Raw genomic sequence first — 13605 nt, 5'->3', positions numbered from 1 at the left:
GACTTCTCATGCCATTATACGCTCACGTCGACCAAGACGCTTGCATCGCTTGCGGGTTGTGCCAAATGCTGGCACCGGCCTTGTTTGATTACGACGAAAACGGGATCGCCAGCTATCGCCCAGACCACAACACGGGCAGCTTGGCGCTGTCTGCCCAACAGCTGCAAGCCTTCAAGCTGGCCTATCAACGCTGCCCCACCGGTGCGATCACCCGCGGACAGCAGCCGTTTGCCCCAACACGCCCCCACGCTTAAAAAACGGCTGGCCGCGGCTATCTCATTGCGCATCTGCATCAGATGCGCTTTTTTGGCGCTTTAGCGGCAAAAAAACGCCTTGAAATCGCGATTCAACAATCGAATCACAGTTTCAAGGCGCCGGTGACTACCGCTTCATCAGCCTGTTGATCACAGGCTTAATGCTGCAAGCGCTGGGCTTGGATCGCATGTTGGCGATCCAGCCAAGGCATCAAGGCCTTGGCAAAAGCAAAGAATACCACTGAGACGACTGCCCCTTTGATCAAGTTGAACGGCACCACGCCGATCAACACATACTTGATCGTGGACATCCCCAACTGAAAGTTCATGACCGCCAGATACATTGGCATGATTGCGACCCAATTCAACAAACTCATGACCACCGTCAAGCTGATCGTCCCGCCGATCAACCCGCCGATTTGCCGCCCTACTGAATTTTTAGTCTTCATCACCGTGACCACCGGCCACATGAACCCGACGCTGGCAATGAACGCCGCCACATCGCCAACCAAATTGACCACACCGCCGCCAGTCATCACGTAATGCACTAAGGACCGGACAAAAGCGATCGCGACCCCGCCAGCCGGGCCATATAACAACCCGCCTAACAGCACCGTCAGATCAGAGAGATCCAACTTCAAAAAGGGAAACATGGGTAATATCGGAAATGCCAGATACATTTGCAAGATAAACCCAACGGCTGACAGCAGTGCGATCCCGACCAAACGGTGTACTTTAGAACCAGACATAGAACATTCCTCCATGTGGTTGCTTCAGAAGAGCCTAAAAAGGCCTGCTTGCCAAGGGCAAACAGGCCTTAATTTGAATTTAGGATTCAAAATAAGCCCCATCTTCTTTTATCTAGACTATCACTATCGGTCAAGGGATCACACCTTGTCGGCCAAGCCAAAGCTTGGGTCGCGGACTATCACCGCCGGTCGGGAATTACACCCTGCCCCTGAAGACGAACCATTTATTTAATTACAGGCTTAGTCTACCAGCTGGGAACAGTACTTGTCAACAGTAAGTATGCTCAGTATTTCATCAATTGCAACTGGCCCTATTTTTCCCCGCGGGCTAATTTCCGCAAGGCATCCACTTCTCGCGGCTTGAGCGGGCGATACTCCCCTGGCTGCAAGCCGTCTAACGTCAACGGCCCATATTGCGGCCGTGACAGCTTCATCACCGGAAAGCCTAGGGTCTTGAACATATTTTTGACTTGATGATTGACCCCTTGATGGATCGTGAGCTCCACGATCGCGGTCCGCTTGGCTTTATCGGTAGAAATGATGTTGTAGCGCGCCGGTGCCAGCTTTTTGCCTTCGACCACCAGCCCTTTGCGCAAAGGCGCCAAGCCCAAGCGCGTCGGGATGCCTTGCACCTTGGCGACGTAATGCTTTTCGATCTTGAAACGCGGATGCATCAGCTGGTTGGCAAATTCCCCATCATTGGTCATCAATAATAACCCAGACGTGTCATAATCCAAGCGGCCCACCGGATATAAGCGTTCAGGGACATCGGTGAAAAAGTCAGTGACCACTTTGCGTTTTTTATCATCTGTCACCGCAGTGATCACCCCGCGCGGCTTATAAAACAGATAATGGCGCGCGATCGGTTTGCTTAACGGTACCCCGTCAACTTGCACCTCATCTTTGGCGGTGACTTTCACCCCCATTGCCGTCACGACGGTGCCATTGACGGTCACATGGCCGGTGGCGATCAAGTCTTCAGCATGCCGTCTCGACGCCACACCGGCATTAGCGATCGCCTTTTGGAGGCGCTCTTCTGATTCATTCATGGTTAGGTTCTCCTTTTAAAGTCGCGTTAAAATCAGCAAACAGATCCACCTCACTCGGCGTCGTTGCCGCTGCTAATGGCGGCAAGTCGCTCAAGCGCTTCAAGCCAAAATAATCCAAGAAAAATGGGGTCGTCGCATACAAGATCGGCCGCCCAGGCGCCTCTTTGCGCCCGGCTTCTTTGATCAATTGGCGGCTGGCCAAAGTCGTCAGTGCGCCGCTGGATTGCACGCCGCGGACCTCATCGATTTCGATCCTGGTAATGGGTTGTTGATAAGCAATGATCGCCAACACTTCCAAAGCTGCTTGCGATAAGCCAGTCGCCGGCGGGCCGGCAAAATATTTTCGCAAACTCTCCGCAAAATCCGGCTTGGTCAACAAATAATACCGCTGCGCACTTTGTTGCACCATCAAGCCGCGCTGGCCATCTTCAGCCAAGGCGGCTTGATACGCTTCTAATTGTTGGCGCATCGCCGCAGGGCTGATGTTCAAGATCGCGGCTAAGTCGTTCAAGTCAACGCCGGCATCGCCTGCCGTATATAAAATCGCTTCGATTTGCGGTTGCATCAAGCCGCCTCCTTTAAGGTGACCATGATCGGGGCAAATGGGGCTGATTGCTGACAATCGATCTGGTCGGTTTTCATCAGTTCTAAAATCGCCAAGAACGTCGTCACGACCCCATCAACCGTTGGCGCCGCCACCAATTCGGCAAAGGTGCATTGTTTGCAGTCGGCTAAATGCTGCATCACCGCGCCGATGCGCTGGCTCAACGAAATCGGTTCCGCTTCGATATGGGCGATGGTTTGCGCCATGGCCGCTTGTTGCGCCGCCACAGATGCCATAGCTTGCACCAAATCGCGCAGCTTGACGGCCCCAGGCGCCATGGGCACGGCCAAGCTGGCATCGGGCAAGGTCTCGGCTTTAGCATAAGACAATGCCCGCTTTTGCTCGCGCGTTTTCAGCTCTTTAGCCGCTTCTTGATACACTTGATACGTCAACAACTGCGCTACCAGATCCGCACGCGGGTCAACATACTCGTCGGCATCAACTGCCGGCGGCTCCGGTTGCGGCAGCAGCAGCTGGCTTTTTAGCGCCATCAAGCTGGCGGCCATAACAAAATAATCACCAGCCACATCCAAGCGCAACTCCTGCATTTGATGCAGGTAGTCAAGATATTGGCTAGTGATCTCAGCGATCGGAATGTCATAAATATCGACTTCATTGGTGCGGATCAAATGCCACAAGAGATCCAACGGTCCAGAGAAGTCATCAAGCACCAGTGTCAGTGCCATCGATTGCCTCTTTTCTATGCTGGTTAAATTTTGCGACCAAAGGGGCAGTTTCCAGCGACCCCATGATCTTCTTGTCCGGGTATACCGCATGCAAATCAGCCAGCGCCGCGAACTCGGTATCCAAGTCGCGTACGCTAGGCGATAAACTTAAATGGCGCAGCATGACAAAGTCGCTACCAGATTCGACACCGACGATCCCCTCAAAGTCGGTATCACGCGCCTCGCGATAAAGATACAAAACATGGTTTGGTTCCTCAGTGTAGAGCTTCAGCTCAGTTTTGAGGTGATCCATGTCCTTAAGATCCGGGATGAACGATAAAAAGCCCATCGCGATCTTCGCATAGTCGTGCTTATATTTCGTCAGCATAATAGCCTCCAGATTAACTACTCTCACAGGCTACTCTACCATATCCGCAAAAGAAGGACAAACGTCACCCGCGCGGATGGGCCCGATGATATACCGCGACTAACTGGGAATTATCCAGATGCGTATAGATCTGGGTGGTGCTGATATCACTGTGGCCCAGCAATTCTTGCACCACCCGCAAGTCGGCCCCGTTGGCTAACAAGTTCGTGGCAAAGCTGTGCCGCAAAGTGTGCGGGGTCACATTTTTTTCGATCCCTAACGCGTCGATATAAGCTTTGAGGTTCTTCCAAATGCCTTGGCGGGTCAGCTGATGCCCATGAAAATTGACAAATACCGTGACTGGCGGATCTTGGCGCACCAAAGTTGGCCGAGCCGTTTGCAAGTATTGCTGGACCCAATCAACGGCTTGTGGTGAAATCGGCACGATCCGTTCCTTGTCGCCTTTACCGGTGACTTGCAACAAGTTCAGCGTCAAGTGCAATTGATCCAAGCGCAAATTGACCACTTCAGACACGCGCAGCCCGGTGGCGTACATCAGCTCAAAAATCGCCCGATCACGCAAACCCAACGGTTTGGTGGTGTTAGGTGCCGCCATCAGCCGGTCGATCTCATTGCTTGACAACGTTGCCGGCAGCCGCTGAGCGGCTTTTGGCGATGCGACTAAGGTCATGGGATCTTGGACGATCAGCTCTTCGCGCAGCAAATAGCGATAAAATTTGCGCATGGCTGAGATCATTCGACTCATTGAACTTGGCGCTTTAAGACTGGTTTGCACCTGCAAGAAATCTTGGATCACCGTTAACTCACTGGGAAATTCAGCCAGCTGCTGCGTCTTTAGCCAGGCGGCAAATTCCTTGAGATCTTGTTGATAGCTGCTTTGGGTAGTTTTAGCCAAGCCGCGTTCAACATCCAAATAATGCACAAAATCTGCGATCAATCGATCCATTTACCGCTGCCTCCTTTCACAGGTTATGTTAACACGTTTACAGCAATTCGGTGACCCCATCATGTTCTTTGATCAATTTTGCTTTAAGCAAGTGGCCCAATGCCCGCTTAAACGCGGCTTTGCTGATCCCAAATGCTTGCTTGATCGCTTCCGGATCGCTTTTATCCGTAAAGGGGATCGTCTTGTCTGCACTGTGTTCCAATACCGCCAGCACCATCGCCGCATCATCAGAAATAGCTTCAAACGCGCGCGGCTTCAAGCTCAAGTTCAATTCCCCATTCGGCCGCACCCCGATCACCCGGGCATGCACCACTTCGCCTAAGCGCGGTTCGATTTCACGTTCGCTGGGATGAATGAAGCCTAAGAAGAAATCATCTGTCAACACATGCGTGCCGGCCATTTTTAACCGGTAAGCGGTGGCGGTTACATCTTGGTTCATTTGCGCTGGCTTGCCCAGATTGGCTACAGCTTGGATGATACTTTCATCGGCTAGCTTACCCCATAAGCGGTGCTTTTTATCAATGATCAAAGCGATCATCAACTTATCCCCGCGCGCTGGCCATAGCCGGCTGAGCTCCGGCAATTGGTCCAAAGACACCACGATGTCTTTATCCGGTAAGCCGATGTCGACAAAGACCCCAAGATCATGGCGCACTTCCACTACGGTGGCCCAAGCATAATGATCATGGCCCACCGTAGGGATCTTGGTCGTCATTCGCGCGTCACCGTGTTGATTTTCATACACAAAGCCATGCACGGCGGTGCCCACTGCCGGCAACTGTTCAAATTCCGTTTGGTCGATGGCAAAAGTTTCCCCTTCGTTTTGCGCAAAAACCTGCGTGTCGTTATGATCAGTAACGGTAGCCGTTAAAATCTGTCCATTTCGTTTCATAAGTTCTCCTTTTAATGTTGCGGTAATAAATTTAAGACGGTCAAAATCACATACGTCATCCCAGAAGCGATCACCGGACCAGCTGCGATCCCGCGCAGCAACACGACTCCCATGATCGTCCCAAACACCAGCGCCACCGTCATTTCCGGGCTTTGGGCCAATAATCCCACGCCTTTAGCCGATAACACTGCCACTAATACGCCCATGGCAATGGCGATCCAGCCGGCAGGGCTGCGAAAGACTTTCAGCAACTCGCGCACCCCGATTTCACCCGTGGCGATCGGGACCATGATCGCCGCAGAGATCACCGTGACGCCCCAGTTGATCCCTTGAGCTTGCAGCGTCTTTAAAAACGGCTGCAAAGGCGGCAAGGCTTTGACGACCAACACGAACCCGACGCCGATCATCAGTGAGCGATTCTTTGCCAAAGCGGCGATCACAAACACCGCGATCAAAAATAGCCAACTTTCCATTTGCTGCCTCCTAATCATCTCATCCCACTTTACCCGAAATCCGGCCAAAATAACAGACCTATGCACCGACTGCAAGCATTCGGGCATCAAAAAAGTGCCAGGCCATGAGCCTGACACTTCTTTGCGTTTCATTTTGGCTTACAAGGTGTTGGTAGCACCCTTGTAAACGATCCCACGACGGGAATCAACGGTGATCACTTGACCATCGGTGATCGCGTCGGTAGCGCCGGTAGCGCCAACGACAACTGGGATCCCCATTGCAATGCCGACAACGGCAGCATGCGAGGTCAACCCGCCGTTTTCAACGACTAAAGCAGCCGCCTTTTCGATGGCTGGCAAGTAATCTTTGTCAGTGGTCTTAACGACTAAGATATCACCTTTGGTCATCTTAGCAGCAGCTTCGCGAGAATCGCTAGCTAAGACGGCTTTACCAACAGTGGATTCGTCGCCAACACCGGAGCCTTCAACCAGCTTGGAGCCGATCAATTGCGCCTTCATGACGTTGGTCGTGCCGGTTTCGCCAACTGGCACACCAGCAGTGATCAAAATCAAGTCGCCTTCTTCAGCAAAGCCGAGTTCTTGCGCCTTCTTGGTGGCAAGTTCGAACATCGCATCTGTAGATTCTGGCTTTTCGGTCACGATCGGGTATACGCCCCAGTTGACCGTCAACCCACGACGGGTCTCATCATCAAAGGTGATCGCCAAAATGTCAGCCTTTGGCCGATACTTGGAGATCATCCGGGCCGTGAAGCCGGATTGCGTCGCTGCGACGATGGTCTTAACGCCAAGGTTGCGCGCGGTATGCGCCACAGATTGGCCGACAGCTTCGGTGACGTTTTCCTTGTTGCCAAAGGACTTCAGCGCGTAAGTATCGCTGTTTTCCATGGCATTTTCGGTATATTCGTCGATCCGTGCCATAGCAGCAACGGATTCAACTGGGTAATCCCCATTAGCAGATTCGCCAGAAAGCATCGTGGCATCCGTGCCATCATAAACGGCGTTGGCCACGTCAGAAACTTCCGCACGCGTTGGGCGTGGGTTTTCTTGCATGGAATCCAGCATTTGGGTCGCGGTGATCACTGGCTTACCAGCGGCGTTAGCCTTTTTGATCATGGTCTTTTGCACCAGCGGCACTTGTTCGAAAGGAATTTCGACACCCATGTCACCACGCGGTACCATCAAGCCGTCAGAAACCTTCAGGATGGAATCGAAGTTGTCGATCCCTTCTTGGGATTCGATCTTCGGGAAGATCTGCACGTTCAAGGAATCCTTTTCTTCGAGCAATTCGCGGATGTCTAAGACATCTTGCGGCTTGCGGACGAAGGAAGCGGCGATAAAGTTGATCCCATTGTCCAAACCAAAGCGGATGTCAGAAGCATCCTTTTCGGTGATCCCAGGGAGGTTGATGCCGACGCCAGGAGCGTTGACCCCTTTACGGGAACCCAGCATCCCACCGTTTTCAACGCGGACAACCAATTCGCGGTTGGCTTCGTCTTTTTCGGTGATCAAGGTATCGATCAGCCCATCATCAAACAGCACATGGCCGCCAACATGGGTATCGTCGAATAAGCCAGGATAGGTAACGGCGATTTTTTCAGGGGTCCCTTCGATAGAATCATCCATCGAGATCCGCATGACATCACCAGTGTGTAATTCGAACTTCTTGCCCTTTTGGACAGTGGTCCGGATTTCAGCACCTTTCGTGTCGAGCATGATGCCGACAGTCTTACCTGTGATCTTTTCAGCTTCGTGAACCATCTTCATCCGAGCAAGATGCTCTTCGTGGTCCCCGTGTGAGAAGTTAAACCGGAAAACGTTAGCCCCCGCTTCGATCAATTTGACAATAATGTCAGTGGTGTTACTTGCAGGTCCAAGCGTACTAACGATCTTGGTTTTTTTCATAAATGAAATCGCTCCTTTGACAATTTTTTTAAACGACTGGACGTCAGTTTAAACAAAGTTAGAAAGACAAGTCATGGGCTAAATCGTACAAGGACAATTCCGCCTCATGCTTTGAATTGAATAAGTCAAGCATTGAATGCGTGCTCAACTGGTTGTTTTGAATGCCGACCGCTAAACCGCCCTTGCCTTGCAGCAAGAGTTCAACGGCATACGCACCCATTTGCGAAGCCAACACCCGATCACGGGCAGTTGGCGCCCCGCCACGCACCACGTGGCCTAAGACGGTCGCGCGCAATTGGAAGTCGCCATAAGCAGAAAGCTCTTTGGCAAATTCGTCAGCGTGCATGACCCCTTCGGCTAACACGATGATCGCGTGCTTTTGGCCAAGTTCACGAGACTTGCGCAATTTATCCGCCACGCGCTTCACATCGAAGTTGTGTTCCGGGATGATGACATCTTGTGCCCCACCGGCAACACCAGACCACAAGGCGATATCGCCAGCGCCGCGACCCATCACTTCCACGACAAAAGTGCGTTCGTGAGAAGCTGCGGTGTCACGCAGCCGGTCGATGGCTTCCACCACGGTGTTGACAGAAGTGTCAAAGCCGATGGTGAAGTCGGTATAAGGGATATCGTTGTCGATGGTCCCTGGCAAGCCAATCGCGTTGTAACCATGTTCGGTCAAACGCAAAGCCCCATGATAAGACCCGTCGCCACCGATGACGACTAAAGCCTCGATCCCAAACTTGTTCAGTTGTTCGATCCCCTTGAGTTGGCCTTCTTCTTTGGCAAATTCAGGGTAACGGGCGGAATAAAGCATGGTCCCACCGCGTTGGATCACATCACCAACAGAGTGCAAGTCCATCTTGAAGATGTCCCCTGCCACTAAGCCGGCATAGCCGTAGTTGATCCCATAAACTTCCAAACCTTCATGCATCGCCTTACGGGCAACCGCACGAACGGCGGCGTTCATACCAGGGGCGTCGCCACCGCTGGTCAAAATCCCAATGCGTTTCATCATTTCACCTCATGCGTAATCTTATTAAGACCAACGTCTTGATCTCAAATACTCGTTAAGTCTAACACTTTTCTGAAAAAAAGTCGCGTCAATTTAGGAGAATTTCACCATTTTCCAGAATTAGTGGGCCTGCTGTAATACAGTGTTGTCATCCCCCACCTGAGCCTTCACCGCTGCTAGCAACTCCGGGGTTGGCGCGACCCAGTATTGCTTGGCTAAAAGCACCGATTCATGCGTGTCGGCTGCCACAGTGATCACTGGTACAGTTCCCCGTGCAGATAAAAACGTTTTCAGTAAGGCCGTTTGCTGTTTGGGGGTAAATTCTGCCGGCAAGCGCACAAACAGCTTTTGCGCCGGCAATTGGGCCAAGGCGTCATCCCCTAATTGAAGCTGATTGGCGATCATTTGCACACCGTTTTTGTTTTCGACGCGGCCGCTCACCACGATCACCTGGCCTTCGGTATAGCTGCGCATTTGCGGATACAGATTGGGAAAAACCGTCACACTGGTGGTACCGGTGGCATCTTGGCCGTCGATAAAGGCCATTTCCTGCCCTTTTTTGGTGCGGATGCGCTTGATCCGCCGAATCACCAAAACGACCGTCACCGTTGCATCGACTGCCAGCTCAGCCACTGGCGTCACCGCTTGATAAGGGTTCAAGGCGGTGACATACCGGTCAACCGGATGGCCGGATAAATACACCCCTAACACCGCTGCTTCTTGATCTAAGCGCTCCGTGGCAGGCATTTCCGGCACCTGCACCGGCTTGGGCTGCAACACGGCAAACAACCCAACATCATTGCCGGCCAGCTTGATACTGGCGATCAGTTCATCCAAATTCGCCAACGTGGCGGCCCGGTTAGGATCAAAGCTGTCAAACACCCCGGCATAGATCAAAGGCTTTAAGGTATCGGCCTTTAACCATTTGGCGTCCAAGCGCTGCAGGCAGTCTCTCAAGTCTTTGAAACGGCCATTTTTGCGGGCTTGCAAAAGCGCATCGATAAAATCGCGCCGCACGCCTTTGATCGTGGCCAAGCCAAAGCGCAGCCCGCCGTTTTGCACCGTAAAATAGCGGGCACTGGCATTGATATCCGGCCCATAAAGCGGCAAATGCCGCTGGCGCAGCTCTTGAACATAAACGCGCAGCTTGGCGGTATTGGCTAACGCCGTATTCATCAACGCCGCAAAAAACGCCGCCGGCTGATGACACTTCAGATAGGCCAGCCAAAAAGCGATCATGCTATAAGCCACCGCATGACTGCGGTTGAACCCGTAATTGGCAAAGCGGTCGATATACGCATACACCGTTTCGGCCACAGTTTGCGAATACCCTTTGGCTTTTGCCCCATCGATAAAGCGTTCACGCTCTTTTGCGATCACCGCAGCTTTCTTTTTGCTCATTGCCCGCCGCAGCAGATCCGCTTCACCTAAGCTAAAACCGCCCATGGTGCTGGCCACTTGCATGACTTGCTCTTGATACACCAAGACCCCATAAGTCGGCGCTAAAATCGGCGCTAAGGCTTCAGCAGGATAAGTGATCGGCTCTTGGCCGTGTTTTCTAGCGATAAACGTATCGATATTTTCCATCGGTCCTGGCCGATACAACGCATTGGTCGCCACCACGTCTTCAAAGCTCGTCGGCTTGAGTTTGCGCAAGACCCGCCGGATCCCGCTGGATTCAAACTGAAACACCCCATTGGTATCACCGCGGGCAAATAATGCCAGCGTTTGCGGATCGTCTAAGGGAATGGTTTTGGGATCAAACGGCTGCTTGGTGGCTTGTTCGACCCAATAGCTGGCAGTGGCTAAAATACTCAAATTACGCAAGCCTAAAAAGTCCATTTTCAACAAGCCCAGCGCTTCAACATCCCCCATCGGCACTTGCGTTTGGGCGATGCCGTCTCCGCCGGTTTGCAAAGCCACCGTATCGGTCAAATTTTCTTGGGCCAAAACGATCCCTGCCGCATGCGTCGAATCATGCCGCGGCAACCCTTCTAATTGCAGTGCTGCGGCAAATAACGCTTGGTTTTGCTCCGAGTCGCCGACCAAGTTTTTCAACGGTTGGGATTGTTGATAGGCCGTTTGCAAATCGATATGAAATTGATTGGGGATCGCTTGGCTCCACTTGTTGCTGTCAAATTGACTCAGCCCAAACACCCGGCACACATCGCGCAAGGCTTGCTTGGCACCAAACGTCCCAAAGGTAATGATCTGCGCCATATGGGCATCCCCATAGCGATCATGCACATATTGGATCAATTCACCGCGGCGATTGTCTGGAATGTCCAAATCGATATCCGGCATGTTCGCCCGGTTAGGGTTCAAAAACCGTTCAAACAATAAGTGATACTGGATCGGGTCCACTTCTGTGATCGCCAAGGCATACGCCACCAGCGCCCCCGCCGCCGAACCGCGGCCAGGGCCGGTCATGATGCCAACTTCATGGGCATGGTTCATCACATCCCACACCACCAAGAAATAATCCGCAAATCCCATTTTGGTGATCACGCCTAATTCATAGGCCAGCCGCTGTTGGTAATTTTGCGGCACTGCTTGGTCAGCAAAGCGGCGTTTTAACCCGGCAACGGCGAGCTCCTGCAAATATTCTGGCGCCGGTTGGGCGTTAGGCGTGGGATAATGCGGCAAGCGCGGCTGCCGAAATTCGATCGTCACTTGGGCTTTTTCGGCTAATGCTTGGGTATTGGCCACCGCTTGGGCTAAACCGGCTTGGATAAATGGTGCCGCCGCTTGTTCTGGCGGCGTCAGCCAATGCGTCCCGGCATCAAGCAAGGTCGGATCACGCCAATTCAGCTGCGTGCCCGCCCCAATGGCTTGCAACACCTTGCGGCTAAAGGCATCATTAGGATCACGATAACTGACCGCGCCTAAGGCTAACAACGGCAAGTCGCGTTTTTGGGCGAAATCAGCTAACTCCAAGCTGAGATTCGCCGCCGATAAGCCCAGCTGCAAACTCGCCGGGTGCTTGGCCGCCACCGCTGCCAAAAACGCATCGGCACTGGCCCAATGGTCGCTAAAAGCAGCCGACACCAAATAATCCCCTAACACGATCGCCGCGATCCCGTCAAAATCAGGCAGTTCAGCAAACTGAAGGGGTTGCGGGGCCAATTTGATGGCTGAAGAAAGCTTCAATAATTGATGATACCCGGCGGTCGTTTCTGCGATTGTCAACACTGTGGCATCGGCAACGGCAATGGTCAACCCGATCAGCGGCTTGATGCCGGCTTTTTGCGCCTGGCGATAAAAATCCACCACGCCATACATCACATTGGTATCTGTCAAGGCGATCGCCGAATACCCGCGCGCTTTGGCCGTGTCCACCAAAGCGCTGATCGTTAATGGACTTTGCAACAGCGTGTAGCTGCTTTGTACTTGTAAATGCGTGAACGTCATTTTGCCACCTCAATTTGATTATACCCGATTTTAGTTGCAATCTTCGAACACGGTGTTAAGATGAATTTTGAAAAGAGGGATCATATGCGTTATATTGCAACTATTTTCTGGGGAGCCATCCTCGGTCAAGTCGTTGGCTTCTTGATTGGTGCGCTGAACAGCGCCACATACGACCCGAAGCTGAGCTTGATCATCAGCGTGATCTTCGCTGTGGTTTTATGCGTGTTACCACTGATCATGGATGCCAACACCCCGGCTGAAAAACCAACTCAACATCAAGCCTGATGTTTACCGCCGCGATGGCGGTATTTTTTTGCCCCAAAATAAGCCGCAAAAGCGCGTCACCGCAAGATTATTTGCAAATCAGACGATGACGCGCTGGTGGTTTTTATTTCGTGATGTAAAGATACAAATGATCTGCCGATAACCCCAAATTGAACTTGACCCCGTGACTGGTGATCGTGTCCGTGTTGGTTTCACCACTGGCCGCATTTTTGATCGTTTTGGTCAACGCCTTGCCGACAGTTTTGGCATCTGCGCCTACCGCATGGGCTAACAGCCCAAACTGAGTGGCAAATGCGGCTGATGATTTTTTATCCTTCATGGCTTTGGTGCTGACCACATCGGTGATACTGATCAGCTGGCCGTCTTGGACATTAGCGCGGACTTGCCCGCCATCCGTGTTTAAGACTTGTTTTAAGCCGCTGGCCGTCAAAGGCAGCTGTTGGGCTTTGGTCGCTTGTTGCGCTTTGACGAGCGCTTGTTGCATGGCTTGTTGCTGCTGGGCCATGGCGGCTTTTTGCGCCGGGGTCATTTTGGCGATCGCACTGGGATCAGGAGTGGTCGCGGTTTGCATTTGCTTTTGGATCGCCGGCGGCAAGGCTGTGGCGATCACCGCTTGATTGAAGCTTTTGGCGACGGTTTGATAAGTGCCGATCGCTTTGGCTGACGCCACAGTCACTTTGGTTTGCTGGCTGCCGGCTTTGATCGTCACAGTTTGCGCCGTGGTTTTTGGCGGGATTGAAAGGACGAAACTGCCAGAGTTGACTTTTGCCGTGCCTTTGGCAGTCGCTGCTTGATAGCGCACCTGCGAATGGCCCTTGGCTGTGCCTTTGATGACGGCCACCATTTCATCGGGATGATACGTTTTTTTCGTTGTCGTCAATTGCTGCCCACAAGCAGACAAGCTCACGACTGCCGCTAAGCTCAACGCCAGCAGTACAATTTTTTTCATTGATCATTCACCCTTTACTT

The 13605-nt window shown here is 52.4% G+C and carries 14 protein-coding genes and 1 riboswitch; of the genes, 2 read left to right on the top strand and 12 right to left on the bottom strand.

Annotated elements, in window-relative coordinates:
- Positions 1-8: 8 nt before the first annotated feature.
- On the top strand, positions 9-254 hold the full coding sequence (locus tag EKM91_RS07065) for a ferredoxin (protein WP_125751873.1): 246 nt from the start codon (positions 9-11) through the stop codon (positions 252-254).
- 158 nt (positions 255-412) lie between these two features.
- Here the strand turns inward: EKM91_RS07065 and EKM91_RS07060 are convergent, their stop codons facing one another.
- From EKM91_RS07060 to dnaE, 11 genes are all read right to left on the bottom strand, one after another.
- The gene (locus EKM91_RS07060) at positions 413-1003 is read right to left on the bottom strand and encodes an ECF transporter S component (RefSeq protein ID WP_125751870.1); all 591 of its coding nucleotides are present in this window, start codon (positions 1001-1003) and stop codon (positions 413-415) included.
- Positions 1004-1099: 96 nt separating this feature from the next.
- Positions 1100-1224, bottom strand: a riboswitch (FMN riboswitch).
- A gap of 90 nt (positions 1225-1314) precedes the next feature.
- Positions 1315-2052 (bottom strand): pseudouridine synthase, encoded by a 738-nt coding sequence (locus tag EKM91_RS07055; protein ID WP_125751867.1) that lies wholly within the window; start codon positions 2050-2052, stop codon positions 1315-1317.
- On the bottom strand, positions 2045-2617 hold the full coding sequence (gene scpB, locus EKM91_RS07050) for an SMC-Scp complex subunit ScpB (RefSeq protein ID WP_125751864.1): 573 nt from the start codon (positions 2615-2617) through the stop codon (positions 2045-2047). Before scpB ends, EKM91_RS07055 begins: the two co-directional genes overlap by 8 nt.
- Positions 2617-3342: a segregation and condensation protein A gene (locus EKM91_RS07045; protein WP_125751861.1), complete on the bottom strand. Its 726-nt coding sequence runs from the start codon at positions 3340-3342 to the stop codon at positions 2617-2619. Before EKM91_RS07045 ends, scpB begins: the two co-directional genes overlap by 1 nt.
- Positions 3320-3709, bottom strand: coding sequence for an N-acetyltransferase (locus EKM91_RS07040; protein ID WP_125751858.1), 390 nt, complete (start codon positions 3707-3709; stop codon positions 3320-3322). The genes EKM91_RS07045 and EKM91_RS07040 overlap by 23 nt, the downstream gene beginning before the upstream one ends.
- Before the next feature lie 64 nt (positions 3710-3773).
- A complete protein-coding gene (gene xerD / locus EKM91_RS07035) occupies positions 3774-4655 on the bottom strand; it encodes a site-specific tyrosine recombinase XerD (protein ID WP_125751855.1) in 882 nt (293 codons plus the stop codon).
- Positions 4656-4692: 37 nt separating this feature from the next.
- Complete coding sequence (locus EKM91_RS07030) at positions 4693-5547, bottom strand: CvfB family protein (RefSeq protein WP_125751852.1); 855 nt, start codon at positions 5545-5547, stop codon at positions 4693-4695.
- A gap of 11 nt (positions 5548-5558) precedes the next feature.
- On the bottom strand, positions 5559-6020 hold the full coding sequence (locus tag EKM91_RS07025; RefSeq protein WP_125751849.1) for a DUF441 domain-containing protein: 462 nt from the start codon (positions 6018-6020) through the stop codon (positions 5559-5561).
- A 138-nt stretch (positions 6021-6158) separates the two neighbouring features.
- Positions 6159-7922, bottom strand: coding sequence for a pyruvate kinase (gene pyk, locus EKM91_RS07020; RefSeq protein ID WP_125751846.1), 1764 nt, complete (start codon positions 7920-7922; stop codon positions 6159-6161).
- Between the two features lie 58 nt (positions 7923-7980).
- A complete protein-coding gene (pfkA, locus tag EKM91_RS07015) occupies positions 7981-8940 on the bottom strand; it encodes a 6-phosphofructokinase (RefSeq protein ID WP_125751977.1) in 960 nt (319 codons plus the stop codon).
- Between the two features lie 120 nt (positions 8941-9060).
- Positions 9061-12351: a DNA polymerase III subunit alpha gene (dnaE, locus tag EKM91_RS07010; RefSeq protein ID WP_125751843.1), complete on the bottom strand. Its 3291-nt coding sequence runs from the start codon at positions 12349-12351 to the stop codon at positions 9061-9063.
- 84 nt (positions 12352-12435) lie between these two features.
- On the opposite strand from dnaE, the gene EKM91_RS07005 reads away from it, so the two are divergent.
- Complete coding sequence (locus EKM91_RS07005) at positions 12436-12636, top strand: YjzD family protein (RefSeq protein WP_125751841.1); 201 nt, start codon at positions 12436-12438, stop codon at positions 12634-12636.
- A 103-nt stretch (positions 12637-12739) separates the two neighbouring features.
- Here the strand turns inward: EKM91_RS07005 and EKM91_RS07000 are convergent, their stop codons facing one another.
- Entirely contained in the window at positions 12740-13585 is an 846-nt protein-coding gene (locus tag EKM91_RS07000; protein ID WP_125751838.1) for a hypothetical protein, read from the bottom strand.
- Between the last annotated feature and the right edge of the window lie 20 nt (positions 13586-13605).

Source organism: Lacticaseibacillus baoqingensis (genome assembly GCF_003946165.1).
GTDB classification, from domain to species: Bacteria; Bacillota; Bacilli; order Lactobacillales; family Lactobacillaceae; genus Lacticaseibacillus; species Lacticaseibacillus baoqingensis.
This window is presented reverse-complemented; position numbering and strand designations above follow the sequence as displayed.